This window comes from Streptomyces sp. NPDC046712 (assembly GCF_040645695.1).
Classification (GTDB): domain Bacteria; phylum Actinomycetota; class Actinomycetes; order Streptomycetales; family Streptomycetaceae; genus Streptomyces.
Genome location: NZ_JBEYYW010000021.1, coordinates 41,905 through 67,250, shown reverse-complemented (window position 1 = coordinate 67,250; position 25,346 = coordinate 41,905). Strand labels below are relative to the sequence as shown.

Genomic DNA, 25,346 nt, shown 5'->3' with positions numbered 1-25,346 from the left:
GGGACCCGGCAGCCGCGCATGCTCGAAGCATGTCCCAGGTGACCACCACCGACCTGTACGAGGTCACGATGGCGCTCTCGTACCTGCGGGAGGACATGCGGGCCCCGGCCACCTTCAGCCTCTTCGTACGCGACCTGCCACCGGGCCGGGGGTTCCTCGTCGCCGCCGGGCTCGAAGCGGGGCTCGACTACCTCTCCCGGTTCCGGGTGGGACGCTCCGAGGTCCAGGAGTTCGCCGAGGCGATGCGGCGACCCGTCGAGGACCTCGAACCACTCCGCGGCATGTCCTTCGACGGACAGGTCCGCGCCGTGCCCGAAGGACGGCTCGTCTTCGCCGGCGAGCCGCTCCTGGAGGTCACCGCGCCGCTGCCGCAGGCGCAGCTCGTGGAGACGTACCTGTTGTCCCTCTTCTGCCACCAGACGGCGGTCGCCTCCAAGGCGGCACGCTGTGTGCTCGCCGCCGCCGGGCGGCCCCTGGTGGACTTCTCGCTGCGCCGGACCCACGGACCCGAGGCCGGCCTGCAGGCGGCGCGCCTCTGCGCCCTGGTCGGCTTCACCGGTACCAGCAACGTCGCCGCCGCGACCCGGTACGGCATCCCGGCCGTCGGCACGATGGCCCACTCGTACATCGAGGCTTTCGCCTCGGAGGAGGACGCGTTCAGGGCCTTCGCCCGCACCCATCCGGGCCCCGTGACCTTCCTTGTCGACACCTACGACACCGAGCGCGGCGTCGCTACCGCCGCACGCGTCCTCGCTGACCTCGGGCTCGGTCGTGGCTGCGGGATCCGCCTGGACAGCGGCGACCTGGGCGCGCTCGCCCGCCGGGCCCGTACCGCACTCGACGAGGCCGGGCTGAGGGACGTGCAGATCGTCGCGAGCGGCGGACTGGACGAGTACGGCGTCGCCTCACTCGTACGGGAGGGGGCGCCGATCGACACGTTCGCCGTGGGAACGAAGGTCGGCGTGGCCGCCGACGCCCCGTTCCTGGACGCGGCGTACAAGCTGGTCGAGTACGACGGGCGGCCTGTCATGAAGCTCTCGTCTGCGAAGGCGACGGCTCCGGGCCCGAAGCAGGTCTTCCGCGGCCCCGGCATCCGTGACGTCGTCGGCCTGGCGAACGAGGAGCCGCCCGAGGGCACGGAGACGCTCCTGCGGACCGTGATGCGCGGCGGGCTGCGTACGGAGCCGCCCGACACCCTGACCGCCGCCCGCGCCCGCTTCGAGGCGGATCTCGCCGCGCTGCCGGACGAGGCACGGCGTATCGATGACCCGGTGGCACCGGCGCCCACGATGTCGACGCGGCTGACGGTCCTGACGACCGTCGTACGACACCGGATCGAGGCGCGGACGGCCGCCGGGCAGGAGACATAGAGCGCCGCCCGCGCCCGGCTGCACCCGGGGAGCAGCCCGCCTCTCGCAGACGGGCCGACCTCGGCGCGCCCCCGGCCGCCGACCGCCTCCCGCCGACCGCCTCCCGCCGTCCGCCACCGGGCTGAGATCGGCGGCCGACGGCGGGCGTGCGTCGCCGCCGGGGGAAGAGTGCCGGAATGACGTGGCTTCCGATGCTCGCGGGCGCTGTCCTGGTGCTGTTCATCCTCCGGGACCTCTTCCACACCCTCTGGCACCCGACCCGCCACGGCGGTCTGAGCAGGCTGGTGATGAGGTCCGTGTGGTGGCTGTCGGCCCATCCCGGCGCGCGGTGGAGGCCGGCCGGCCTCGCCGGCCCGATGGGCATGGTGACGGTCCTCGCCGTCTGGGCGCTCACCGTGGCCGTGGGATGGGGGCTCATCTACTGGCCCCACATGCCCGGGGACTTCTCGTACGCCGCGGGACTCGCCCCCGCCCAGCACGCGGGTCCGCTCGACGCTCTCTACGTCTCCCTGGTCACCCTGGCCACGCTCGGTCTGGGGGACATCGCGCCGGCCTCGGGCTGGCTGCGTGTGCTCGCCCCCATGGAGGCCCTGGTGGGCTTCGTCCTGCTGTCGGCGACCGTCGCCTGGATCCTCGGCATCTACCCGGCGCTGGCCCGCCGCAGGGCGCTCGCCCTGCGGCTGTCCCACGTGCGGCGCAGCCGGGTCACCGCCGAGGCCCTGGACTCCGACGGGGGCGCCGCGCTCCTGGACGGTCTCGCCTCGGCCCTCTCCACCATCACCGTCGACTTCCTGCAGTACGCCGAGTCGTACTACTTCTACGACGGGGACGAGAACACGTCCCTGGCCGGACAGCTCGGCCACGCCCTCGGCCTGGCGAACCAGGCGGCCGAGGCCCGTCACCCGGACGTCCGGCTCTCCGCGTCGGTGCTGCGCACGGCACTGGAGGACCTGGCCACCGTGCTCGACGAGCGCTTCCTGCGCACGGGAGAGGCCCCTGAGCACGTCTTCAGGGCCTACGCCGACGACCACGGACGCTCCCCGGAGCCGGCCCGACCTGCGCCGGGCGGCGGAAGCGGGTGATCCTGAGAGGTGGGGGGCGCCACGGGCGGCGTACGCACGGGAAGATCTGGCGAGGAAGTGACGACCATGGACATACAGCACGCCCCTCAGCCTCCGGTGGCCGTGACCGCCGAGCTGGAGACCCCGCTGTCCCGCTGGCTGTGGCTGGTCAAATGGATCCTGGTGATCCCCCACTGGATCGTGCTGTTCTTCCTCTGGATCGCCTTCCTCGTCGTGACGGTGATCGCGTTCTTCGCCATCCTGTTCACCGAGCGCTTCCCACGGGGCCTGTTCGACTTCAACCTCGGCGTGCTCCGCTGGTCCTGGCGCGTGTCCTACTACTCGTACGGCGCCCTCGGCACCGACCGCTACCCGCCCTTCAGCCTGGGACCCGAACCCGACTACCCCGCCCGGCTCGACATCGCCTACCCGGAGCGGCTCTCCCGCTCACTGGTCCTGGTCAAGTGGTGGCTGCTCGCCATCCCCCAGTACCTGGTGATCGCCTTCTTCACCGGCGGCATGCGCGCCGGCTGGTGGAGCGGCGGCCTGATCACGCTGCTCACGCTCATCGCGGGCTTCGCCGTGGCCTTCACCGACCGGTATCCGCGCGACCTGTTCGCCCTGATCGTCGGCCTGAACCGCTGGGTCCTGCGCGTCGCCGCCTACGCGAGCCTCATGACGGACGCCTACCCGCCCTTCCGCCTCGACCAGGGCGGTACGGAGCCGGCCGGGACCGAGCGCGTCACCGACGGCCGCTGACAGCCGCTGACGGTCAGGCCCTGGGGACTGTTCCGAAAGTCTTCGCGGGCGTGGCCTGCTTGACCGGCCGGGCCGCCGCCTGCAGAGTCGGGATGCGGCACCGTAGGGCCTGTCCGGCGGATCAGGGTCGGATAGGTCGCGGCGTCTGGTGCGGTGCATCGCAAGGCGCCGGAGCGCCTCGATAGCGGAGCTATTGGGGCGTTTCGGCAACGCGGCGAGGTGCCGTGCCAGGCGTCGCGGACCCGGCCATGATCCGCCGGACAGGCCCTAGCAGCGCCGCCTCCCTCCGCGGCCGGTCCCTCGTCCAGAGGTGGCGAGCGGCCCTGACACCCAGGAGCGACTGACCCGATGGTCCTCGACCTGGTGCTGATCGGCACGGCCATCACCCTGGGGCCTTTGCACAACAGCGCCTTCATCCTGCTGCTCTCCTCGCGGCGCGGCGTTCGTCAGGGGCTGGCGTTCCTGCTGTCATGGCTGGCCAACCTGGTGGCGGTGATCGCCGTCGTGGTGCTGCTGACCGGCGGTCAGCCCCCGGCCCGTCACACCGCGCCCTCGACCGCCGCGATCGCCGCGAAACTCGCCATCGGCCTGGCGCTGGTGCTGTACGGCGCGTACCGGCACCGCCGACCGCCCCGCCCGCACGGCCCGCCACGCTGGACCGCCCGGATCGACAACGCATCCCTGGGTACGGCAGCCGGTTTGGCATGGCTGTTGCAGCCCTGGGCACTGGTGGGCGCCGGCGCCGCGACCGCCCTCGACGCGAACCTCTCCACCCTCACCGACTGGCTCGTACTGACCGGCTACTGCCTGCTGGCCACGCTCAGCCTCATCGTCATGGAGATGTACGCGGTCTGGGCGCCCGCGGCCGCGAACGCCCGCTTGAACGCCCTGCGGAGCTGGCTGGAGCAGCACCAGGATCAGCTGGTGGTCACGCTCTCCTTGCTGATCGGCCTGTGGCTGACGGCCCGGAGCATCTACGAGCTGGTCGCCTGACGCCGGCGGGCCGCGGGGCGATCGTCCTCGCCCTCCACGCCGCGCGCGCTCAGCGCAGAATTTCGAGCCGCACCCTCTCGTTCGGCGTCGCGATGTCCCAGAAGCGGGCGATGCCCCGCGCGTTACGGTAAGCGCCCGTACCGCCGGTGATGGCCATGTCGAGGGAAGCTGCTCCCTTCGTCCACAAGGACTGCATCGTCAGAGAACCCTGCTCGACCTCCATCGTGATCAGGCACTGCGACGTGAGTTCTTCGCCTTTCACATGAATGACCTGACAGGACCCACCCCCACGTCCGACATTGTGCCCATCTTTTATGGCAGTGCCGGAGTACACGTCCATATCACCCAAGCTCGGCCCCGCGGGCCCGAGATCGGCAGCCGTGTACTGATCGTTCTGAACCTTGAGTTCGAGAACTTCGACACGCCCCGTTTTCGGAGTTCCGGCATGTGCGCTGTCAACAGCCCACACCCCGACGGCAACTGCAGCGAGCGATGCCGCGGCGAACCTCATGACCGTCGCTCGTCCGCGCGGATTCCATCGTTTCCCCCGATGCATGGCAGTGGCTCCCGAATCGCTGGTGATCATGGTGGTGCTCCTCACTGTGAATTCCATGTGCGAACGCCTTCGACGCCGGCCGAGGGTCAGGCGAGCTGGTTCTTGTCGGAGGGGAGCCAGACCGTCATGGTCGCCGGGTCGATCGGAATCGAGATGTGCTCGTGCGTGATCGACCACGTGCCGTTCGACCGCTGGAGGCAGACACTCTCCCGTACCCATATCGAGGCCTGGAGCCCGCCCTTGCGCTCCCCCGAGTCCAGGTGGAGCATGTGCGCGAACGCGGTGTCCCCGCTGGTCGCGAGGGTGAGGTCGTGCGTCTCCAGGCTGATGGGCCCGACGTATCCGTCGAACCAGCGCAGGAAGTTGCGCCGGATCTCGTCAGGGCCCGTGAACCGCAGCGGGGGGACGACGTCGTAGTAGACGGCGTCGGCGGCGTAGAAGGACATGAGCCGGTCGATGTCCTTGGTCTGCTGGGCGTCGGCGCGGCTCGCCAGAAGCGCCCGGATCTCGGACTCATGGGTGGTCATCGCGTACTCCTTCGGTTGTGGTGTGCTGCGGAATGTCATCAGGCGGCGCGGCCGGCCTTGAGCGCGGCGGCGACTTCGACGACACGGCGGGCCTGGTGGCGAGCTGCCTCCAGGCTCACCTCGCCGGGTTCCCCGTCGCCGACCACGTGTGAAGTTCCGTAGGGATTACCCGACTTGAACTGGATCGGGTCGGTGTAGCCAGGGGGCACGATGACGCCGCCCCAGTGATAGAAGGTGTTGCCGAGCGCCAGGAGGGTCGATTCCTGGCCTCCGTGGGCGCTGTTGGAGGCGGTGAAAGCGGAGTACACCTTGTCCGCGAGCTTGCCCTCGAACCACAGAGGTCCGGTGGTGTCGATGAACTGCCGCAACTGGGCGGCAGGGTTGCCGAAGCGGGTCGGGGTGCCGAACAGCACCGCGTCCGCCCACTCCAGGTCGCGGTGCCCGGCCTCGGTGACATCGGCGGTGTCCTGGTGGTGGCGGGCCCAGGCCGGATGGGCGTCGATCGCCTCGGGCGGGGCCGTCTCGGCCACCTTGCGGAGCCGGACGTACGCGCCGGCCTTCTCGGCGCCCTCGACGGCGGCTCGCGCCAGGGCGTGCACATTGCCGCTGGTGCTGTAGTAGATGACTGCGACGTTCACGGGCTCCATGCCGGTGTACCTCCGTTTGCTTCCGTCGCGTTCCGTTGTCGGGTACGACGAGACGGCCCGGCGGAATGTGAGGCGGGGTGCCGATCTCACATTTCGGGGCGCTGCCTCGTCATAGAGGGGAGGGAAGATCCGACCGAGGGAGCCTCAAGACCATGACGCCCAGTTCGACACCACCGCAGGACGGCCGACTCGACCCGATGTCGAGCGCGCTCACGGGTGAACGCCGTCGGCTGATCAACCTCGCCTACCGGATGCTGGGCTCCCTGGCCGAGGCCGAGGACGTCGTGCAGGAGACGTACGCCCGCTGGTACGCGCTGTCCCGGCGGCAGCAGGAGGCCGTCGCCTCCCCCGGGGGGTGGTTGACCAAGGTCGCCGGCCGTATCTGCCTCGACGTGCTTCGCTCGGCCCGGGTCCGCCGCGAGAGGTACGTGGGGGAATGGGTCCCCGAGCCGCTGCCCGCACGCACCGAGTGGCCCACCGGCGCGATGGACGACAGCACGGCCGATCCCGCCGATCGCGTCACGCTCGACGAGTCGGTCAGCATGGCCTTCCTCGTCGTGCTGGAGGCGATGACCCCGGCGGAGCGCGTGGCGTTCGTCCTCCACGACGTCTTCCGCTACCCCTTCGCCGATGTGGCCGACATCGTCGGCCGCACCCCGGCGGCCTGCCGCCAGTTGGCGACCTCGGCCCGCCGCCGCGTCGACGCCTCGCGGGCTCCCGTGTCGCCGACGGCCCAACGGGCCCGTGTCGTCAGGGAGTTCAGGCTGGCGTGGCAGGCCAAGGACATCAACGCCCTCATCGGCCTGCTCGACCCCGACGCCACCGCCGTCGGAGACGGAGGCGGAATCGTCACGGCGCAGCTCCGCCCGATCGAGGGCGCCGAGCAAATCGCCCGCTTCTTCGCCGACCGGACCCGCCCGGGTCGGCTGGCGGTCCGGGAGTGCACGGTCAACGGTCAGCCTGGTCTGGCAGCCCACCTGGACGGCGCCCTCGTGTCGGTGTACGCGTTCGACATCGCGGACGACAGGATCCGACGGATCTGGGCCGTGCTCAACCCCGAGAAGCTCCGGCCATGGAAGAGGGAATGACGCCCGCCCCGCCGGCGGGCCGGCGTCTCCAGCCTCTTTCGCACACAGGCCCTAGGCGTCCCGGTACAGGTCCCGGACCTCGGGGCGTGGCTCGTAGCCGGCTGACTTGTAGGTGGCGACGGCGCCGACGTTGGAGCTCGGGGTGCAGACGTTCGCGCTCGACGAGCCCAGCTCCTTGAGTGCGGCGGCCGCGGCGACGGTGATCGCCTCGCCGTGGCCGCGGCGGCGATGTTCCGGGTGCACGCCCATCGGTTCGAGCAGCCCGGGCCTGCCCGGACCGGCCGACCACACCGTCACCGCCGCCACCGCGTCGCCCCGGCCGTCGTACGCGACCAGACACCGGGCGTCGGCGTACGGCAGTCCGGCCGCCATCGCGTGCCAGCGCTCGTCCGTGAAGCTCGACCCGTCGAACGCCGACCGATGTACGGCGGCGAACACGTGCGCCTGCTCCGGCCCGACCACCTCGATCCGCACGCCCGGGTCCTGCACCGGCTCCGTGAGGTCGCGGCGCAGCGGCGTCCACGGCTCGTCGGCTCTCCATCCGTCCTCGGACAGCAGATCGTGGACCAGCGCACCTGTCGGCGCCTCGATGTTCACCTTCCCCTGGGGCAGCACACCGCGCTCCGGCTCGGTCACGTCTTCGACCAGCTGCTGCGCCAGTTCCTCGTCCCGCCGAGCGTCCGGAGCGAGCGTCAGCCGCAACAGCCCGGGGCCGTCCAGCAGCCCGACGGCGAGGATCTGTCCGTCCCGGCTCCACGTCCTGACCGCCGCGGCGGTCGCTTCCGCACCCGACCGCCAGAACCAGCCGAGGTCCCCCGGATGCAGTTGCATCGGCGCCCCGTCGTACTGCCACTCCCGCAGCACGCCCACAACCTCGGTCAGCCCGTCGACTCCCGGCTTGCCCAATGCGATCGCCATACCCCCGATCACACCTCACCGCACCGAGAGTCCGCACCCGGTTTCCGAGAGCACTGCGGATCAGGCCTCACCCTGATCCACAAACCCTTGACAATGGGTCATATTCCTGACAGCTGTTGCACTGCACCATGAACGGCACCACGAACCGAAGGGGGCGATCAAGGCATGACCAGGCCTGAGAGCGCGGGGCACGACTACGACGTCGTCATCAGCGGAGCCAGCCTCGCCGGCAGCGCCGCGGCGATCCTGCTCGCTCGGCGCGGCGTCCGCGTCGCACTGCTGGAACGCCGCTCGGACCCCGAGGCGTACAAGGTGCTGTGCACCCACTCCATCACGGCCAACGCCTACCCGGTGCTGGAGGAACTCGGTCTCATCCCCGCTCTCGAGAAGGCGGGAGCCGTCCGCAACCATGCCCGCTGGTACACCCGCTGGGGATGGATCGAGCCGAGGGCGGCGCCGACGGGCCCCGAGCTGCCGTACGGGTACAACATCCGGCGCAGCACCCTCGACCCGTTGATCAGGTCCCATGCGGCGGAGACCCCCGGCGTCGATCTGCTCCTCGGTCACCAGGTGACCGGGCTGGTCCAGGAGGCCGGGCACACCGTGGGGGTGCGCGTGTCGACTCCGGACGGCGAACGTGAGATCCGGGCCCGCCTGGTGGTCGGCGCCGACGGCAAGGACTCGGACGTGGCGAAGTCGGCCGGGGTGCCTGCTCGGCAGTACGAGAACACACGGTTCGGCTATCTCGCGCACTTCCGCAACCTTCCGCTGCCCGGCGGGGTCGCTCACGCCTGGTTCCTCGAGCCCCACATGGCGTACGCGTTTCCGAACGACGACGGGGTGACGGTCCTCGCGGTGCTCCCGGACAAGAAACGGCTGCCGGCCTTCCGGGAAGACCTGGAGGGCAGCTTCCTCGAATTCGTCCGCGCGCTGCCCGAGGGCCCGCCCATCGACTCCGCCGAACGCATCACGAAGCTGATCGGAACGGTCAACTACCCGCTCCACAGCCGCAAGCCGACCGCACCGGGAGTCGCGCTCATCGGCGACGCCGCCCTGACCGGCGATCCCCTCTGGGGGGTGGGATGCGGGTGGGCTCTGCAGTCCGCGCAATGGCTGGCGGACGCGGTCGCCTCGGCCGCGACCGGTCGGGGCGACCTCGACAAGTCGCTCGCGGCGTACGCACGCATCCACCAGCGCCGCCTGCGCGGTCACCAGCAGCTGGCCGCCGACTTCGCCAAGGCCCGTCCGTTCAACCCCGGGGAGCGGCTGATGTTCTCGGCAGCGGCGCGCGATGAATCGATGGCGCGGCACATGTATCTGTTCGCATCCCGCCTGATCGGTCCGCTGCGATTCCTGAACCCCGTGGCAGTGGCCAAGGCGTCGATCGTCAACCTCAAGCATCGCGGGGAGGCCGTGCCACCCGCACCCCTGTCACACACAAGGTCATGACCCGCTCCGTCCAGCACGTGAGACCGGCTGCGGGGGCCGCCCGCCGACGGCCTCCGCCCCGTTAAGGTGCCCGTACCCGTGGCCGGTACGCGATGACCCGGCCACCTCTTATGCACGATTCGTACGAGGATGCCCATGTTTACGGTCAATGAGTATTTCGACGGCACGGTCAAGTCGATCGCGTTCACCCAGGAGCAAGGCTCGGCGACCATCGGCGTCATGGCTCCGGGGGAATACGAGTTCGGCACCGCCGCTCCGGAGATCATGCACGTGGTCAGCGGCGCTCTGACGGTCAAGCTGCCCGGCGCCGGCGACTGGGAGATCTTCGCCGCCGGGGACCACTTCAAGGTCCCCGGCGACAGCAGCTTCCAGCTCAAGGTCGCGGTGGAGACCGCCTACCTCTGCGAATACCGCTGACCTGACCTGACCGGGCCGGCAGGGCTTCCAGTTCTGCCTGCCGGTCAAGCACGACCCAGTGCGGAGCGGCCCGCGAAGCGCGCCGAGTCGCCCAACTCCTCCTCGATCCGGATCAGTTGGTTGTACTTCGCCGTGCGGTCGGAGCGGGAGAGCGAGCCGGTCTTGATCTGACCGCAACCGGTCGCCACCGCCAGATCCGCGATGGTGGTGTCCTCCGTCTCGCCCGAGCGGTGCGACATGACGGCCGTCCAGCCCGCCTGCTGGGCCGTGGCCACCGCGGACAGCGCCTCGGTCAGGGTCCCGATCTGATTGACCTTGACCAGGATCGAGTTGCCGACGCCGGTGCGGATGCCCTCGCGCAGCAGCGTCTCGTTGGTGCAGAACACGTCGTCACCGGTGAGCTGACAGCGGTCGCCGACGCGGGCGGTGAGCTCGCGCCAACCGTCCAGGTCGTTCTCCGCCATCGGGTCCTCGATGGAGACGACCGGGTAGGCGTCGATGAGCTTGGCCAGGTAGTCGGCGTTCTCGGAGGGGGTGCGGCGCACCCCCTCCCCGGCGTAGTCGTACACCCCGTCGCGGAAGAACTCCGACGACGCCGGATCCATGACCAGGCCGATGTCCGCACCGGGGCGATAGCCGGTGCGCTCGATGGCGGTCATCACGAAGTCGAGCGCCTCCTCTGCGGTACGGAGCTCGGGCGCGAAGCCACCCTCGTCGCCGACGCCCGTGGAGTGCCCGGCGGCCAGCAGATCGCGGCGCAGGGTGTGGAAGACCTCGCTGCCCATGCGCACGGCTTCGGCGAAGGTGTCCGCACCCACGGGCACGATCATGAACTCCTGGAAATCCAGCGGATTGTCGGCGTGGGCGCCGCCGTTGACGATGTTCATCATCGGCAGCGGCAGGAGGTGGGCGTCGGCGCCGCCCAGGTAGCGGTAGAGGGGCTGCCGGTGGGCCGCCGCGGCGGCCTTGGCGGCGGCGAGGGAGACGCCGAGGATCGCGTTGGCGCCGAGCCGAGACTTCGTGGCGGTGCCGTCGAGGGCGACCAGCGCGGCGTCGAGACCCGCCTGGTCCGCCGCGTCCCGGCCGCGCACGGACGCCGCGATCTCCCCGTTGACGTGGGCCACCGCGCGGTCGACGCCCTTGCCGTGCCAGCGCGCGGAGTCTCCGTCGCGCAGTTCCACGGCCTCCCGGGCACCGGTGGAGGCGCCGGAGGGTACAGCCGCGCGCCCCAGGGAACCGTCCGCCAGGACGACGTCGACCTCGACCGTGGGGTTGCCCCGGCTGTCGATGATCCGGCGGGCGGTGACGGTCTCGATGGCGGCGTCGACGGTTCCGTCTGCCGTTGTGGACATGGGAGGCCCTTCCCGTTGTCGTGTGCCGTGGCCCCGGCTGCGACAGCGCTGGCGCTGAGCCCGACAACGCCAAACCATACAGCAATGCTGTTCAGTTTCGCTGTACAGCATTGCTGTACAGGTCAGGTGCACAGCTTTGCTGACCAACGGGGTAAAGTGCCCTATGCCCACCTCGGAAGCCGCCGCCATCGCCGCCGAACTGCGCACCGCGATGGGCAAGCTCACCCGACGCGTCAAACACGAGGACCGCATCCCTCTGGGCCAGGCCGCCGTGCTCGGCGCGCTCGACCGCAACGGCGCCATGACCACCAGCGACCTCGCTGCCGATCAGCGCGTACGCCCCCAGTCGATGGCCCGGTCGGTGGGGCTTCTCATGGAACAGAACCTGATCACGCGCCGGGCGCACCCCACGGACGGCCGCAAGTCGCTGGTCGAGCTGTCGGACGCGGGCCGGGCCGCGCTCGAAGCGGAGCGCGGCCGAAGAGCCGGTTGGCTCGCGCAGGCCATCGAGGCCGAACTCACGGATGAGGAGCGGGCGCTGCTGGCACGGAGCGCCGCCCTGCTGGAGCGGCTCGCCACGCGCTAGAGCCGTCCGCCGCGCTACCGAAGCCCAACTACTGGTCGGCACGCAGAGAGTTGTCGCGCCAGGATCGGTTTCTTGATCCCGTCACACGAGCTCAGCGCCGGACGCGGGGCATTCCGAGGCCGATCCAGGAGATGATCTCGCGCTGGATCTCGTTGTTGCCGCCGCCGAAGGTGAAGATGACCGCCGAGCGGTAGCCCCGTTCGAGCTCGCCGTGGAGGACCGTTCCGGCCGAACCCTCCTTGAGGGCTCCGGCGGCTCCCACGACCTCCATGAGCCAGGCGTAGGCGTCGCGGCGCGCCTCGGAGCCGTAGACCTTCACGGCCGAGGCGTCCTGGGGGGTGAGGGTGCCCTGCTGGACGGCGTTCACCATCTGCCAGTTGAGGAGTTTCATCGCGTCGAGCCGGGTGTGCGTACGGGCGAGGCTGCGGCGCACCCAGCCGAGGTCGATCACCCGCCGGCCGTCGGCGAGCTTGGTGTCGGCGGCCCAGCGCTGCACGTCGTGCAGGGCGCGGATCGCCATGGTGCCGTGCGCGGCGAGGGTCACGCGCTCGTGGTTGAGTTGGTTGGTGATCAGCCGCCAGCCCTTGTTCTCCTCGCCGACGCGGTGGGAGACCGGGACGCGCACGTTCTCGTAGTAGCTGGCCGTGGTGTCGTGCGAGGCCAGGGTGTTGATGAGCGTGCAGGAGTAGCCGGGGTCGCTCGTGGGGACGAGCAGCATCGTGATGCCCTTGTGGGCGGGGGCGTCCGGGTCGGTGCGGACGGCGAGCCAGACCCAGTCGGCCGTGTCGCCGTTGGTCGTCCAGATCTTCTGTCCGTTCACGACGTACGCGTCGCCGTCCCGGACCGCTCGGGTCTTGAGCGCCGCGAGGTCGGTGCCCGCGTCGGGCTCGCTGTATCCGATGGCGAAGTCGATCTCTCCGGAGAGGATCTTCGGCAGGAAGAACGCCTTCTGCTCGTCGGTGCCGAACTGCATGATCGTGGGGCCGACCGTGTTCAGGGCCATCAGCGGCAGCGGGACACCGGCCTGGGCGGCCTCGTCGAAGAAGATGAACTGCTCCATGGGGCTCAGCCCGCGCCCGCCGTACTCGGTGGGCCACCCCACCCCGAGCCAGCCGTCGGTGCCGAGCCTGCGTACGGTCTCGCGGTAGAACCGCTTCTGGGCGGCCGGGTCGGCGTACCGGGCGTGGACGTCGTCGGGGACGAGCTCGGCGAAGTACGCACGCAGCTCCGCGCGCAAGCGGTGCTGGGCGGGCGTGTACTCGAGGTGCATGGGGCCTCCCGTGGCAGCGTCCTGGGTACCGTGCGCGCGACGGCGGCCACGGTAGAACGTGTTTCACAAATGGGGAAGCCCCACGACGGGCCTGGCCCACGGGCACGCACCACCGCCCGGGCCCGGCCGGGTGGTCGGACCGAGGCGGTGGTGCGTGGTCCGGGGGTGCAGGTGTCAGGGCAGGAGCTCGTCCAGGGAGGCGCGTCCCTTCTCCGCCATACGGCGCTCCGCCCACGCGAGGTTCTTCGGATTCACATCACGCCCGGAAGCGAGGACCAGGTCCTCCGGCGTGTACTCGCCCTCCGACCCGGCATGCAAGAGGCGGTCGGGCGTCGGGCGCTCCCCCGGAGATGTCTTGTCGGACTCAGCGTTCATGCCGCCTCCTACTAGTTCTTCCGGCTCTCGCCATTCTCGTTTCCCGCCACCGGTCCCGCATCCCGGCCGTGCCGCCGCGTCGGTTCCGTGTCGGCGGCGTGTCGGCGGGGGCGGGGAGGGTGGGTGGCCGAGCCACGACACACGGGAGCCCTTGATGCCTCAGCCCACGACGTCCACGACCTTTCCCCTGCGCCGAATCCGGGTGGCCGCCGTCCGGCCGATCACCCCTCGCATGATGAGGGTCACCTTCGGTGGTGACGCCCTCTCGGGCCTCCGACTCACCGGGCCCGACCAGCAGGTGAAGCTGTACTTCCCCCGGCGCGAGCGGACCGAGCCCGTGCTGCCCGCCCCGGACCCGGACGGTGACGTGATGCGCTGGTACACGGCGTACGCCGCGATTCCGGAGGCCGAGCGCCCGTGGATGCGCAGCTACACCGTCCGGGCGCATGATCCGGGCGCGGCCACGGTGGACATCGACTTCTTCCTCCACGGCGAGGACGGGGAGGGCGAGGAGGGCGGGGAGGGTCCCGCGACACGCTGGGCGCGGGCTGCGCGGCCCGGCGACACGCTGGGCATGTTCGGGCCGTCGGATCACTTCGCCCAGCCGGTCACCGTCGGGACGGCCGACTGGACGCTGCTGGTCGCCGACGGGTGCTCGCTCCCCGCGCTCGCCACCATCGCCGAGGCGCTCCCGCCCGGCCACCGCGCCCTCGCCTTCGTCCAGGTCCCGGACGCTGCGGAGCAGCAGCCGCCGGCGACGGCGGGCGAGCTGACCGTGCACTGGCTGCACGGGGACGCGTCGGTCGAGGACGCGGTGCGGGCGGCCGCGCTCCCGTCCGGCAGGCCGTACGTCTGGCTGGCCGGCGAGGCCGGGGCCGTACGGGCGCTGCGGCGGCACCTGGTCGAGGAGCGCGGTTACGACAAGCGTGCGGTCGACTTCACGGGGTACTGGCGCCGGCGCCTCACCCAGGACGACGCGCCCACACCGGAGGATCTCGCGGAGGCGAGGGAGCGACTGGAGGCGGCGGGCGGGGGCGGCGGGGCGGCCTGAGGTCCGGCGACGGCCCGGTGGCGCGTGGCATCGCACAACCGGCCCGGGACCTCGGGGCCCGGCACTCGAACCTGGCCCTCAGGCACGGTGGCTCGTGGTGTCGGCCCACCCGCCCGGGACCTCGGGCCCGGAACCCGAGGCTGGTTCCTCAGGCACGGTGGCTCGGCGGCGTCGGGCAACCCGCCCGGGAGCTCGGGACCGGCCCGTCGGGCCCCGAAACTCAACCGGGGGCCTCAGGGCCGAGACCTCACGTCCGGGAGGCCACACCGCGCCGGACGAGCGCGGCGGCCTCCTGGACCGAGAGGCCGCTGCCCTCCTCGTACCGCCGGGTGTACGTCTCCGGGTCCAGGGCCGCCCGCAGGGCCCGCTCGGCGTGTTCCCGCATCGACGCCTCCGTCTGGCCGGTGAACGGGCGGAAGCCGGCCCCTCCGGCGTGTCCACGGTGGGCGTCGTACGCGCCCAGGAGACGGGCTCCGTCCTCGGCGTCGCCCGCCGTGCCGAGTCCGGCCCTGGCCCAGGCCGCCGTCACGAACTGGCCGACGACGAGGTACGGCGCCACGAGGTATGCGAGGGTCTCGACGTCCCGCACGGCATGGGCCAGGTGTCCGACGGCCTCGGCGTAGGCCCCGTCGAGGCAGTCGAGCCAGCCCCGCAGGCCGCCGGTCAGACCGGCGAAGAGGTCGGGCGTGTCGCCTCGGAACTCACCCTCGATGCGCCGGAGTTGCTCTCGCGCGAGGGCCGTTCGCCCGGTGTGTCCGTAGTGCTGGGCGAGCAGCAGCCGGGCCGTGCTGACCGGCTCACCGGTCGGCTCCCCGGTGTGCTCGGCGGCTTCGACCAGCAGGCGTTCGGCATCCGCCCATGCCGCCGGGTCGGCGGCCGGAAAACGGAGCCGTACGGCGGCGAGGCGGGCCGTGAAGACGGGGACCTGAGAGCGGGCACCGAGCCGGGCGGAGGCCTGCGCGGCGCGCTCGAAGTCGGCGGCGGCCTCGGCGAGACGGCCGGCCCGCTCGTACGCCTCTCCGCGCGCTGAGAGGGACTCGGCGATCGCCCAAGAGTCCTGGGCCCGCTCGAAGAGGGCGAGCGCCTGTTCGGCGTCGTCGAGGCGGTCACCGAGGAGCTTGGCCCGCAGGAGGAAGGCGAAGGCGAGCTCCCAGTGGGCGCCCTCGGCGCGGCAGGCGGCGGCCATGGCCTCCAGCGTGTCGTCGAGGCCGGTGAACTCGCCGGTCATCAGGCGGGCGAAGAACCACATCGAGCCGGGTTGGCGGCAGTTCTGCGGCATGCCGGGGCGGTAGGCGGTGACGACGGCGTCCAGCCGGGCGCGGGTCTCGGGCCGCTCCAGAGCCGTCGCACCCTCGCCGCCCTCGGCCGAGAGGACGAGCAGCCGGCAGCCGCGCCGGGCCTCCCATAGCTGCTCCTCGCTCCACGGTGGCGGCGTGTCGGTGCAGCGCTCGGCGAGGGGGACGGCGCGCCGTACGGGCGGGGCGAACGGGTCGGGGCCGAGGGCGGCCGCCGCCAGGGACCAGACGCGGGCGTCGGACTGCCGGGCACGGAGCTGCCAGAACCAGCTCATGGACAGGACGAGGCAGAGCGCCTCCTGCTCCTCGCGACGGTCGACGGCGGTCCGCAAAGCGGCCGTCAGGTTGTCGTGCTCGCTCTCGAAACGGCGCAGCCAGACGTCCTGACCCGGCCCCCGGAGTGCGGGGTCTCCGGTGCGGGCGAGTTCCCGGTAGTGGACGAGGTGACGCCGCTCGGCGGCGGCGCGGTCCCCGGCTTCGTCGAGACGCTCGGCGGCGTACTCGGCGACGGTCTCCAGGAGCCGGTAACGCATGGCCCCTTCGCCGTCGGGCACCGCGACGACGAGCGACTTGTCGACGAGCGCGCCGAGAAGGCCGAGGACGCGATCGGCGGGCACGGCCGCCGTCGCATCCCGGCCTGTGCCGTCGGCCGCGCCGTCGGCCGCACCGTGAGCCGCGCCATCGGCCACGCCGTGAGCCGCACCGTCGGCCGCACGGTGAGCCACGCCGTGGACCTCGCCATCGGCCACCCCGTCATCCGCACCGTGGACCCCACCACCGGCCGCGTCCCCGCCCGCGCCGTCGGTCGCGCCGGGGGCGGCCGTCGTGCAGACGGCCTCCGCTGCCTCCAGGTCGCAGCCGCCCGAGAAGACCGACAGTCGGCGCAGAACTGTCCGTTCGCTCTCGTCCAGGAGGTCCCAGGACCAGTCGACCACCGCGCGCAGGGTCTGCTGTCGGGGCAGCACGGTCCTGGCCCCGGATGTCAGCAACGGGAAGCGGTCGTCGAGCCGGTCCGCGATCTGGCGCGGGGCCAGCAGCCGCAGGCGCGCCGCCGCCAGCTCGATCGCCAGCGGCAGACCGTCGAGGCGGCGGCAGATCTCCGCGCACGCCTCGGGGTCGTCCGCCGGGTCGAATCCGGCCCGCGCGGCCGCCCCTCGCTCGGCCAGCAGACGCAGCGCGCCGTCCGGCGGCAGCGGCTCCACCGGACGTACGAACTCCCCCGGCACGCCCAGCCGCTCGCGGCTGGTGGCGAGGACGGTGACGCCGGGACAGCGGACCAGCAGCTGCTCCACCAGCTCCGCCGCCGCGCCCACCACGTGCTCGCAGTTGTCCAGGACCAGCAGCAGGCGACGTGACGCGCAGTGCTCCACGAGCCGGGTGAGCGCGTCACGCTCGCCCGGCTCGACGGCCGACGTCCCGCTCCACAGCTGCGTCTCCCGGGCACCGAGTGCGGTGAGGACGGCGGAGGGGACGTCGGACTCCGCGCGTACGGAGGCGAGTTCGGCGACCCGTACTCCTTCCGGCCAGTGCGGCGAGCCCCGTTCGGCGGCCTCCAGGGCGAGCCGGGTCTTGCCGACCCCGCCGGTCCCGAGCAGCGTGACGAGACGCCGTTCGCGCAACTCGGCAACGAGGGCGTCGAGTTCGGTATCGCGTCCGACGAAGGACGTGAGCCGGGCGGGGACGCGAGGACGTTCCGCCACCGGGGCCACGGCGGCCGCGGGCGTCGCAGGAGCCAAGGGGGCTGGGGCGTCGCCCGTCAGCAACTCGGCGTGGAGACCCTTCAGTTCCGGCCCCGGATCCGTGCCCAGGCGGTCCGCGAGGACCGTGCGGACCTCGCCGTACGCCTGCAGGGCCTGGGCGGGCCTGCCCGCCGCCCGCAGAGCCCGGATGCGGAGCGCCTGGAGGGGCTCGTCCAGCGGATGTTCGGCGGCCAGGGCAGTCAGTGGGTCCAGCGCGCTCGCCGCCCGGCCGAGGGCCACGTCGGCTGCGAGGCGGTCCCGCTGGGCCTGGGCGTGGCGCCGGTCCACCCGTACGACGAGGGGGTCGGTCTCCCGGCCCGGGAGGTCGGCGAGCGCGGGTCCGCCCCACAGCCCGAGCGCCTCGTCGAGGAGTCGGGCCGCTCGTCCCGGATCCCCCGCCGTGAGCGCGTCGGCCCCCTCGGCGGCCAGCCGCTCGAACACATGGAGGTCGACGTCCTCGGGGCCGGCGCCGAGCCGGTATCCGCCGGCCGTGGAGGCGACGGCCTCCCGGCCGAGCGTCCGGCGCAGGCGCCCGACCAGCGCCTGCAGCGCCCCGGTGGGATCCTCGGGCGGGCCGTCCTGCCAGATCCGGTCGATCAGCTCGCCCACCCCGACGCCGCGTCCGCCCGCGGCGGCCAGCGCGGCGAGGAGGGCCCGGAGCCGGGCGCCGCTGAGCACGGCCTCGCGGCCGTCGGCCCGGAGGGCCCGGCTGGGGCCGAGGACGCGGTAGCGGGGGATCACCGGCCCATTCTGCCCCGGCGCGAGAAATCTCCGGCACGACGCGTGTCGCCGCCATGGCGTCGGAGGGGTGCGGGTTCGACAATGGTGAGGATGACCGATGACGACCGGGGCACGCGCAGTGGCGAGATCGGGCCCAACGAGCGGCTCGCCATGAATCGGACCGGCAGCTTCGACTGGGACCTCGACACGGGCACCATCGACGTCGACGAGGCCGGGCTGCTGGTGTTCGGGCTGGGGCCGAGCGGGTTCGACGGGCGCCCCGCCTCGCTCGTCCAGCGCCTCGACGCCGAGGAGCGGGCCCGGCTCGACGCGGTGGTCCGCCGTGCGATCACCAGTGGCGAGACCTCGTACTCCGCGCACTTCCGGACCGAGGAGGAGAACGGCACACCTCAGTGGACGCATGTGCAGGCACGTATTCTGCGCTCGGCCGACGGCAGGGCCCACCGGATCGTCGGCGTCGTCCGGGACACCACCGCCGAGGTGGCGCACTCCGCGTTCGTCCTGGACCTGGAGAAGCGCCGTGAGGTGCAGACCAGCATCGTGGAGCGGACCACGCACGCGCTCTCGCGGGCGGTGACGGTCGACGACGTGACGGCCGCGATGACGGGCCCCGGCGGACTCGCCCGGCTCGGCGCCGACGGTCTCGCGCTCGGCCTGGTCGAGAACGGCTCGCTGAACGTCATCGCGCTGAGCGGGGAGTCCCTGGACGCCCTGAACGACTTCCGTTCGCGCCGGCTGGACCGGGGGCTGCCGCTCGCCGAGGCGGTACTGAGCGGGCGGCCCCGGTTCGTGCCCGCGTTCCCCACGCTCGGACGGGACTTCCCGGAGCTGGCCCCGTACGTCGAGCGGCTGAGGTTCAAGTCCGCCTGCTATCTGCCCCTGGTCGCCCAGGCGCGCTCGCTCGGCGGCATGGCGCTCTTCTACCGGCGCCGTTCGTCGTTCAACGCCGACGAGCGCAATCTGCTGCTCGGCCTCGCCGCGATCGTCGCGCAGTCCCTCCAGCGCGCGATCCTCTTCGACGAGGAGCGCGAGCTGGCCACCGGGCTTCAGGAGACGATGCTCCCGCGCCGGATTCCGGCGATCTCCGGCGGCGAGATCGCCGTCCGCTACCACGCGGCGTGGAGCGGCCGGCAGGTCGGCGGCGACTGGTACGACGTGATCCCGTTGCCCCGCAGCCGGGTCGGCATCGTGGTCGGCGACGTCCAGGGCCACGACACCCACGCCGCCGCGATCATGGGCCAGTTGAGGATCGCGCTCCGGGCGTACGCGGGTGAGGGCCACGCGCCTTCGACCGTACTGGCCCGGGCTTCTCGCTTCCTCGCCGAGCTCGACACGAACCGCTTCGCGACCTGCACCTACGCCCAGGTGGACCTGGGCACCGGCACCGTGCGCGCGGTGCGCGCCGGGCATCTGGGGCCGATGATCCGGCACACGGACGGCCGGGTCGGACGGCCCAAGCTCCGCGGAGGCCTTCCGCTCGGTCTGGCGACGGTGTTCGGGGACGAGGAGTTCCCGGAGACACGGCTCGACCTCGTGCCGGGCGAGACTCTGGTGCTGTGCACGGACGGGCTGGTCGAACAGCCGGGCTCGGACATCGAGTCCGGTCTGGACGCGCTGTCGGGGGCGATGAGCAGCGGTCCGCCTCAGGCGGAGGCGCTCGCGGACCATCTGTCGGACCAGCTGTGGGAGCGGTGGGGCGCGGGGGACGACGTGGCTCTGCTGGTGCTGCGGCGCAGCCCGGACCCGGGGACTCCGCGGGCTCCGCGCATCCACCAGTACATCCACCAGGCGGATCCGCAGGGGCTCTCCGACGCGCGGGCGGCGGTGGGCCAGGCGCTGCGGGACTGGAACATGCCCGAACTGGCGGACGACGCCGAGCTGTTGACGGGCGAGCTGCTGGTGAACGTGCTGCTGCACACCGAGGGCGGGGCGGTGCTCACGCTGGAGGTGCTGCCCGAGCCGGTACGACGGGTACGGCTCTCGGTGCAGGACCGGTCGAGCGCATGGCCCCGCAGGCGCACACCGGGTGAGGCGGCGACCTCTGGGCGCGGACTGCTGCTCCTCGACGCGCTGGCGTCCCGGTGGGGTGTGGAGCCGCGTGGCGAAGGCAAGGCGGTGTGGTGCGAGATCGGCCCGGCGCACGTGCCGGCCGCGGCCGAGGCACCCGTCCGACGGTGAGGTGAGCCCATGGATCCCGTGGCGGCGCTGGACCGCATCGCCTTCCTCCTCGAACGCTCGCAGGCGCCCACGTACCGGGTCCGGGCGTTCCGTACCGCGTCCGCGGCCGTCGCCGCCATGGCGGACGGCGAGGTGGAGCGGCGAGTGGCGGCCGGCACTCTGGAGTCGGTCAAGGGCATCGGGCCGAAGACGGCCGCGGTGATCCGCGAGGCCCTGGAGGGCCGGGTGCCGGAGTATCTGGAACGCCTGGAGGCCGAGATCTCGGTGCCGGTGGTGAACGGCGGCGAGACGCTGCGAGCGGCGTTGCGCGGCGACTGTCATCTGCACTCCGAGTGGTCGGACGGTGGGAGCACGATCGAGGACATGGGCCGCACGGCGGCGGGACTCGGCCACGAGTGGGCGGTCCTGACCGACCACTCGCCCAGCCTGAAGGTCGCCCGCGGGCTGTCGCCGGAGCGGCTGCGCGAGCAACTGGACGTGGTGGAGCGGCTGAACGAGGAGTGGGCGCCGTTCCGGCTGCTGACCGGGATCGAGTGCGACATCCTGGAGGACGGTTCGCTCGACCAGGAGCCGGAGCTGCTCGACCGGCTCGACGTGGTGGTCGGTTCGGTGCACTCGAAGCTGCGGATGGACGCGCCGGCGATGACCCGGCGGATGGAGAAGGCGGTACGCAATCCCCTGATGGACATCCTCGGGCACTGCACGGGACGACTGGTGAGCGGAGGGCGGCTGCGGCCCGAGTCGACCTTCGACGCGGACCGCGTCTTCGCGGCGTGCGCCGAGGCGGGGACCGCGGTGGAGATCAACAGCCGCCCGGAGCGGCTCGATCCGCCACGCCGGCTGCTGCGGAAGGCGGTGGCGGCCGGGGTGTGGTTCGCGGTGGACACGGACGCGCACGCGCCGGGGCAGTTGGAGTGGCAGATCTTCGGCTGCGCGCGGGCGGAGGAGTGCGGGGTGCCGGTGGAACGCGTGATCAACGCGTGGTCGGCGGAGGAGCTGTTGCGGTGGACGCGGGACCGCTAGGTCCTGTCTTTCGGATCGGGTAGGACCTGTCTTTCGGATCAGGCGAGGGAGTGGTCAGGCGCGCTGCCAGACCGTGGTCGCGTTGCAGAACTCGCGGATGCCGTGGCCGGAGAGTTCGCGGCCGTAGCCGGAGCGCTTCACGCCGCCGAACGGGAGCGCCGGGTGGGATGCGGTCATGCCGTTGACGAAGACGCCGCCGGCCTCGAGGTCCCGTACGAAGAAGGCGATGTCCTCGTCGCTTCGGGTCCACACGTTGGAACTGAGGCCGAAGGGCGAGTCGTTGGCGACGGCCACCGCCTCCTCGATGTCGGACACCGGGTAGACGGTGGCGACGGGGCCGAACGCCTCTTCCTGGTGGATGCGCATCTGCGGGGTGATGCCGGTCAGCACGGTGGGCTGGTAGAACCAGCCGCGGGGGCGGTTCTCGGGACGGGCTCCGCCGCACAGGACCGTTGCACCCTTGTTCACCGCGTCGTCGACCAGTTCCTCCAGGTCGGTACGGCCCTGCTCGGTGGCGAGCGGGCCGACGTCGGTGGACTCGTCGAGGGGGTCACCGACGGTCAGCGCGTTCATGGCGGCGGTGAAGCGCTCGGCGAAGTCGTCGTAGACGTCGGTGTGGACGATGAACCGCTTGGCCGCGATACAGGACTGGCCGTTGTTCTGGACGCGTGCGGTGACGGCGGTCTTGACGGCGCGCGGGAGGTCGGCGGAGGGCATGACGATGTACGGGTCGCTGCCGCCGAGTTCCAGGACCGTCTTCTTGACCTCGTCTCCCGCGATGGCGGCGACCGAACGCCCGGCGGGCTCGCTCCCGGTCAGCGTGGCCGCGGCGATCCGGCGGTCGCGCAGCACGGCCTCGACGGCTCCGGAGCCGATGAGGAGGGTCTGGAAGCAGCCTTCGGGGAATCCGGCGCGACGGAAGAGATCACCCAGGTAGAGGGCGGTCCTCGGCACGTTGGAGGCGTGCTTGAGAAGCCCGGTGTTGCCGGCCATGAGGGCGGGCGCGGCGAACCGGACGACCTGCCAGAGCGGGAAGTTCCAGGGCATGACGGCGAGGATCGGACCGAGGGGACGGTAGTGGACCCGGGCGGTCTCGGCCCCGGAGTCGTGGACGTCGGCCTCGGCGGGGTGCTCGTCGGCGAGCAGGGACTCGGCGTGATCGGCGTACCAGCGCATGGCCTTGGCGCACTTGGCCGCCTCGGCTCGGGCCGCGGTGATCGGCTTGCCCATCTCGGTGGTCATCGTGCGGGCGATGTCCTCGGCGTCCTCGTCGAGAAGGTCGGCGGCACGGCGCATGAGGCGGGCGCGTTCGGCGAAGGAGGTGGTGCGGTACTGCCGGAAGGTCTCGTGGGCGGCGGCGATCCGCCGCTCGACCTCGTCGTGCCCGTGGGCGTCGTAGGTCCGCAGCGTCTCACCGGTCGCCGGGTTGACCGTGGCGATGCCCATGTCGTCTCCTCCTGCCCGTCCGCCCCACAGGCACCCTCCCGCGCGGCGTCCCGCACCGCAATCGGGGAGGGGCGCCGGGGTGACGCGCCGCCCCCAGGGCCCGTCAGGGGGCCGGGGGGTGAGGTGAGGCCGGTCCCCCGCCCGAGACCCAGCGCAGCGCCCCCGCCAGATGGCCGCGGAACGTCTCGTCCCGGTACGCCTCCTCGGCATGGCCCAGCGCTGTGAAGAAGACACGCCCGCGGCCGGTCTCGCGGCACCACACCAGGGGGTGGTCCGCGCCCAGCGTTCCGCCCCGGTACGTCGACTCGTCGGCGCGGGCCAGCACCCGCACGCCCGTCCCCCGGGGGTTCGACGTGAAGTTGTACCACTCGTCCGTCCACTCCCATCGCGCCGGCAGCGGGGCCGTACCGGGGTGGTCGTGGGCGTCCACGCACACCACGCCCGGCTGGATCTCCGGGTGTCCGTCGAAGCGGGTGCCGAGAAGTTCTCCGTAGAAGGGCCAGTCCGGCTCAGCGTTGGCCGCCGCGTGGATCGCGAGGAAGCCCCCGCCGCCACGGACGTACGCCTCGAAGGCCGCCCGCCCGGACGGCGTCAGGACCGTGCCGGTCGTCGACAGGAAGACCACCGCCGCGCACCGCTCCAGCGTCTCGGGGGTGAACGCCTCCGGGTCCTCGGTCGTCCCGGCCGTGAGCCCCGCCGACGCAGCCAGCTCCGCGAGCGCCTCCGCGCCGGACGGAATCGAGGCGTGGCGGTAGCCCGCGGTGCGGGTGTAGATCAGGACGTCCGAGTTCGGCACGAGGTCAGCTCCCTGGGGCGAGCGCCCGTCCGTAAGCGCTTTCTACGCGACCGTAGCCAGCGATGCCCGCACGCCGCAAGGCCGTTCCGCCGACGGACCCTGCGCGATCCATTGGCGCATCGGATACATCTCTGTATCTTTTGGCGGGCACCGCGTCACGCCGTCGTGAGGAGCACCCATGAGCACTCTCCCGCCCGCCCTGGCCGCCGCCGTCGGCCCGATGCCCGAGGGCGTCACCCTCCCCCTGCCGCCCACCTTCGAGACCGTCGAGGAGGAGCGCCGCCACCGAAAGGAGCAACTCGCCGCCGGATTCCGGCTCTTCGCCAGGTTCGGGTTCTCCGAGGGGGTCGCCGGGCACATCACCGTGCGCGATCCGGAGAACCCTGAGGCCTTCTGGGTCAATCCGTTCGGGATGAGCTTCAGCCAGATCAAGGCATCCGATCTGATCCTCGTGGACCAGGACGGCACCCTGCTCTCCGGCGACCGCCCCGTGAACCGCGCCGCGTTCGTCATCCACTCGCGGGTCCACGCGGCCCGCCCCGACGCGGTCGCCGCCGCGCACTCGCACTCGCTGCACGGCAAGGCGTTCTCCAGCCTGGGCATCCCGCTGGATCCGATCACCCAGGACGCCTGCGCCTTCTTCGAGGACCACGGCATCTACGACGACTACCGGGGCGTGGTCAACGAGCTGGACGAGGGCGAGCGGGTCGCGAAGGCGCTCGGCGAGCACAAGGCGGTCATCCTCAAGAACCACGGGCTGCTCACGGTCGGGCACTCGGTGGCCGAGGCCGTCTGGTGGTTCATCACCATGGAACGCTCCTGCCAGGCCCAGCTGTTGGCGATGGCGGCGGGTACACCGCAGCTGATCGACCGCGAGACGGCGCTGATCACCCGGGGGCAGGTGGGAACCCACCTCGCCGGCTGGTTCCAGGCCCGCCCGCTGTGGGATCAGATCACGGCGTCGGACCCGGATCTGTTCGACTGACCGGGTCTCCGGCCGGGATCTCCCGCGTCGACGCCGCCAACAGCGGGGCGAGGAACTCCCGTTCGAGGCTGCCCGGTGGAAGCTCCGCCGGTTCGACGTAGCTCTGCGCGAGTCCGCCCTCGCGCAGAGCGATCAGCACCCGGGCGAACCGGTCGGCGTCCACGGTCAGTTCCCGTCCGGCCCGGCGCAGTACGGCCGTGAGTCCGCGGGCGATCTCGGCCCGCAGCCGGGCGTCGTGCCGGGCGAGCACCCACGCCGCCTGAGGGTCACGGATGGCGTGCAGGGTGAACTCGGTGGTGACGAGGTACCAGTCCCGTTCGTCCGGCTCGACTCGGGAGGCGAGTTCGGCCAGCCGCTCCAGGGTGTACTCCTCGGCGGTCAGTGCGTCGATCGCCTCCGCCAGCCGGCGCACGGTCCGCTCGCTGTGCTCGTCGAAGAGGGCGAGGAACAGCTCTTCCTTGCTGGCGAAGTTCGAGTAGTAGGCGCCACGCGTGTACCCGGCCCGCTCGCAGATCTGCTCGATCGAGGTGGCGTGGAAGCCGTGCTCGGCGAAGGTCTCCAGAGCGGCCTTCAGCAGAGCGGCCCGGGTCCGGGGCCGACGCTTGGTGACACCTTTCGGCACGGGTGGGCCCTCCTTCGTCCACGATCGCGCGTCGTCCGCGATCGAGCCGCCCACGATACCGGCGCCTCTCCCAGGCACGGATCCGCCCCGGACGATAAAATT

The 25,346-nt window shown here is 71.9% G+C and carries 23 protein-coding genes; 12 read left to right on the top strand and 11 right to left on the bottom strand.

Annotation, left to right across the window (positions count from 1 at the left end; translation table 11 throughout):
* Window positions 1-29 precede the first annotated feature (29 nt).
* From ABZ939_RS25645 to ABZ939_RS25630, 4 genes are all read left to right on the top strand, one after another.
* Window positions 30-1,370: a nicotinate phosphoribosyltransferase gene (locus ABZ939_RS25645; RefSeq protein WP_361859545.1), complete on the top strand. Its 1,341-nt coding sequence runs from the start codon at window positions 30-32 to the stop codon at window positions 1,368-1,370.
* Window positions 1,371-1,546: 176 nt separating this feature from the next.
* Window positions 1,547-2,452: a potassium channel family protein gene (locus ABZ939_RS25640; RefSeq protein WP_361859542.1), complete on the top strand. Its 906-nt coding sequence runs from the start codon at window positions 1,547-1,549 to the stop codon at window positions 2,450-2,452.
* A gap of 66 nt (window positions 2,453-2,518) precedes the next feature.
* Window positions 2,519-3,190, top strand: a complete 672-nt coding sequence (locus ABZ939_RS25635) for a DUF4389 domain-containing protein (protein ID WP_361859539.1) — start codon at window positions 2,519-2,521, stop codon at window positions 3,188-3,190.
* Window positions 3,191-3,538: 348 nt separating this feature from the next.
* Window positions 3,539-4,183: a GAP family protein gene (locus tag ABZ939_RS25630; RefSeq protein ID WP_361859536.1), complete on the top strand. Its 645-nt coding sequence runs from the start codon at window positions 3,539-3,541 to the stop codon at window positions 4,181-4,183.
* A 49-nt stretch (window positions 4,184-4,232) separates the two neighbouring features.
* Here ABZ939_RS25630 and ABZ939_RS25625 read toward each other — a convergent pair whose 3' ends face one another.
* From ABZ939_RS25625 to wrbA, 3 genes are read right to left on the bottom strand one after another with little or no spacing between them, the layout of a single operon-like run.
* A complete protein-coding gene (locus ABZ939_RS25625; protein WP_361859533.1) occupies window positions 4,233-4,769 on the bottom strand; it encodes a hypothetical protein in 537 nt (178 codons plus the stop codon).
* 56 nt (window positions 4,770-4,825) lie between these two features.
* The gene (locus tag ABZ939_RS25620; RefSeq protein ID WP_361859531.1) at window positions 4,826-5,266 is read right to left on the bottom strand and encodes a nuclear transport factor 2 family protein; all 441 of its coding nucleotides are present in this window, start codon (window positions 5,264-5,266) and stop codon (window positions 4,826-4,828) included.
* Between the two features lie 38 nt (window positions 5,267-5,304).
* Window positions 5,305-5,913 (bottom strand): NAD(P)H:quinone oxidoreductase, encoded by a 609-nt coding sequence (gene wrbA, locus ABZ939_RS25615; RefSeq protein ID WP_361859528.1) that lies wholly within the window; start codon window positions 5,911-5,913, stop codon window positions 5,305-5,307.
* Between the two features lie 152 nt (window positions 5,914-6,065).
* Between wrbA and sigJ the strand changes: the two genes are divergently transcribed.
* The gene (gene sigJ, locus ABZ939_RS25610) at window positions 6,066-7,001 is read left to right on the top strand and encodes an RNA polymerase sigma factor SigJ (RefSeq protein ID WP_361859526.1); all 936 of its coding nucleotides are present in this window, start codon (window positions 6,066-6,068) and stop codon (window positions 6,999-7,001) included.
* Between the two features lie 51 nt (window positions 7,002-7,052).
* On the opposite strand, the gene ABZ939_RS25605 is transcribed toward sigJ, so the two are convergent.
* A complete protein-coding gene (locus ABZ939_RS25605) occupies window positions 7,053-7,919 on the bottom strand; it encodes a GNAT family N-acetyltransferase (RefSeq protein WP_361859523.1) in 867 nt (288 codons plus the stop codon).
* Window positions 7,920-8,084: 165 nt separating this feature from the next.
* Between ABZ939_RS25605 and ABZ939_RS25600 the strand changes: the two genes are divergently transcribed.
* Together ABZ939_RS25600 and ABZ939_RS25595 are read left to right on the top strand one after the other, a co-directional pair.
* Window positions 8,085-9,368, top strand: a complete 1,284-nt coding sequence (locus ABZ939_RS25600; RefSeq protein WP_361859520.1) for an NAD(P)/FAD-dependent oxidoreductase — start codon at window positions 8,085-8,087, stop codon at window positions 9,366-9,368.
* Between the two features lie 135 nt (window positions 9,369-9,503).
* Complete coding sequence (locus tag ABZ939_RS25595; RefSeq protein WP_361859517.1) at window positions 9,504-9,785, top strand: pyrimidine/purine nucleoside phosphorylase; 282 nt, start codon at window positions 9,504-9,506, stop codon at window positions 9,783-9,785.
* A 44-nt stretch (window positions 9,786-9,829) separates the two neighbouring features.
* Here ABZ939_RS25595 and eno read toward each other — a convergent pair whose 3' ends face one another.
* Window positions 9,830-11,137, bottom strand: a complete 1,308-nt coding sequence (gene eno / locus ABZ939_RS25590; protein WP_361859515.1) for a phosphopyruvate hydratase — start codon at window positions 11,135-11,137, stop codon at window positions 9,830-9,832.
* Window positions 11,138-11,300: 163 nt separating this feature from the next.
* On the opposite strand from eno, the gene ABZ939_RS25585 reads away from it, so the two are divergent.
* Window positions 11,301-11,723 (top strand): MarR family transcriptional regulator, encoded by a 423-nt coding sequence (locus ABZ939_RS25585; RefSeq protein WP_361859512.1) that lies wholly within the window; start codon window positions 11,301-11,303, stop codon window positions 11,721-11,723.
* Between the two features lie 91 nt (window positions 11,724-11,814).
* Here ABZ939_RS25585 and ABZ939_RS25580 read toward each other — a convergent pair whose 3' ends face one another.
* Entirely contained in the window at window positions 11,815-12,993 is a 1,179-nt protein-coding gene (locus ABZ939_RS25580; RefSeq protein ID WP_361859509.1) for an acyl-CoA dehydrogenase family protein, read from the bottom strand.
* 174 nt (window positions 12,994-13,167) lie between these two features.
* Window positions 13,168-13,368 (bottom strand): hypothetical protein, encoded by a 201-nt coding sequence (locus ABZ939_RS25575; protein WP_361859506.1) that lies wholly within the window; start codon window positions 13,366-13,368, stop codon window positions 13,168-13,170.
* Between the two features lie 154 nt (window positions 13,369-13,522).
* On the opposite strand from ABZ939_RS25575, the gene ABZ939_RS25570 reads away from it, so the two are divergent.
* Window positions 13,523-14,419, top strand: coding sequence for a siderophore-interacting protein (locus tag ABZ939_RS25570; RefSeq protein ID WP_361859503.1), 897 nt, complete (start codon window positions 13,523-13,525; stop codon window positions 14,417-14,419).
* Window positions 14,420-14,666: 247 nt separating this feature from the next.
* Here the strand turns inward: ABZ939_RS25570 and ABZ939_RS25565 are convergent, their stop codons facing one another.
* Complete coding sequence (locus ABZ939_RS25565) at window positions 14,667-18,194, bottom strand: BTAD domain-containing putative transcriptional regulator (protein WP_361859500.1); 3,528 nt, start codon at window positions 18,192-18,194, stop codon at window positions 14,667-14,669.
* A 90-nt stretch (window positions 18,195-18,284) separates the two neighbouring features.
* Here ABZ939_RS25565 and ABZ939_RS25560 point away from each other — a divergent pair, with 90 nt between their 5' ends.
* Together ABZ939_RS25560 and ABZ939_RS25555 are read left to right on the top strand one after the other, a co-directional pair.
* Window positions 18,285-20,372 carry a SpoIIE family protein phosphatase gene (locus ABZ939_RS25560; RefSeq protein ID WP_361859499.1) on the top strand — a complete coding sequence of 696 codons (2,088 nt, stop codon included), beginning with the start codon at window positions 18,285-18,287 and terminating at the stop codon, window positions 20,370-20,372.
* A gap of 9 nt (window positions 20,373-20,381) precedes the next feature.
* Complete coding sequence (locus tag ABZ939_RS25555) at window positions 20,382-21,395, top strand: PHP domain-containing protein (protein ID WP_361859496.1); 1,014 nt, start codon at window positions 20,382-20,384, stop codon at window positions 21,393-21,395.
* A gap of 54 nt (window positions 21,396-21,449) precedes the next feature.
* Here ABZ939_RS25555 and ABZ939_RS25550 read toward each other — a convergent pair whose 3' ends face one another.
* On the bottom strand, window positions 21,450-22,841 hold the full coding sequence (locus ABZ939_RS25550; protein WP_361859493.1) for an NADP-dependent succinic semialdehyde dehydrogenase: 1,392 nt from the start codon (window positions 22,839-22,841) through the stop codon (window positions 21,450-21,452).
* 103 nt (window positions 22,842-22,944) lie between these two features.
* The gene (locus tag ABZ939_RS25545) at window positions 22,945-23,637 is read right to left on the bottom strand and encodes a ThuA domain-containing protein (protein WP_361859490.1); all 693 of its coding nucleotides are present in this window, start codon (window positions 23,635-23,637) and stop codon (window positions 22,945-22,947) included.
* A gap of 178 nt (window positions 23,638-23,815) precedes the next feature.
* Here ABZ939_RS25545 and ABZ939_RS25540 point away from each other — a divergent pair, with 178 nt between their 5' ends.
* Entirely contained in the window at window positions 23,816-24,622 is an 807-nt protein-coding gene (locus tag ABZ939_RS25540; RefSeq protein ID WP_361859488.1) for a class II aldolase/adducin family protein, read from the top strand.
* Here the strand turns inward: ABZ939_RS25540 and ABZ939_RS25535 are convergent.
* The gene (locus tag ABZ939_RS25535) at window positions 24,591-25,244 is read right to left on the bottom strand and encodes a TetR/AcrR family transcriptional regulator (protein ID WP_361859485.1); all 654 of its coding nucleotides are present in this window, start codon (window positions 25,242-25,244) and stop codon (window positions 24,591-24,593) included. The genes ABZ939_RS25540 and ABZ939_RS25535 overlap by 32 nt on opposite strands.
* Window positions 25,245-25,346 lie beyond the last annotated feature (102 nt).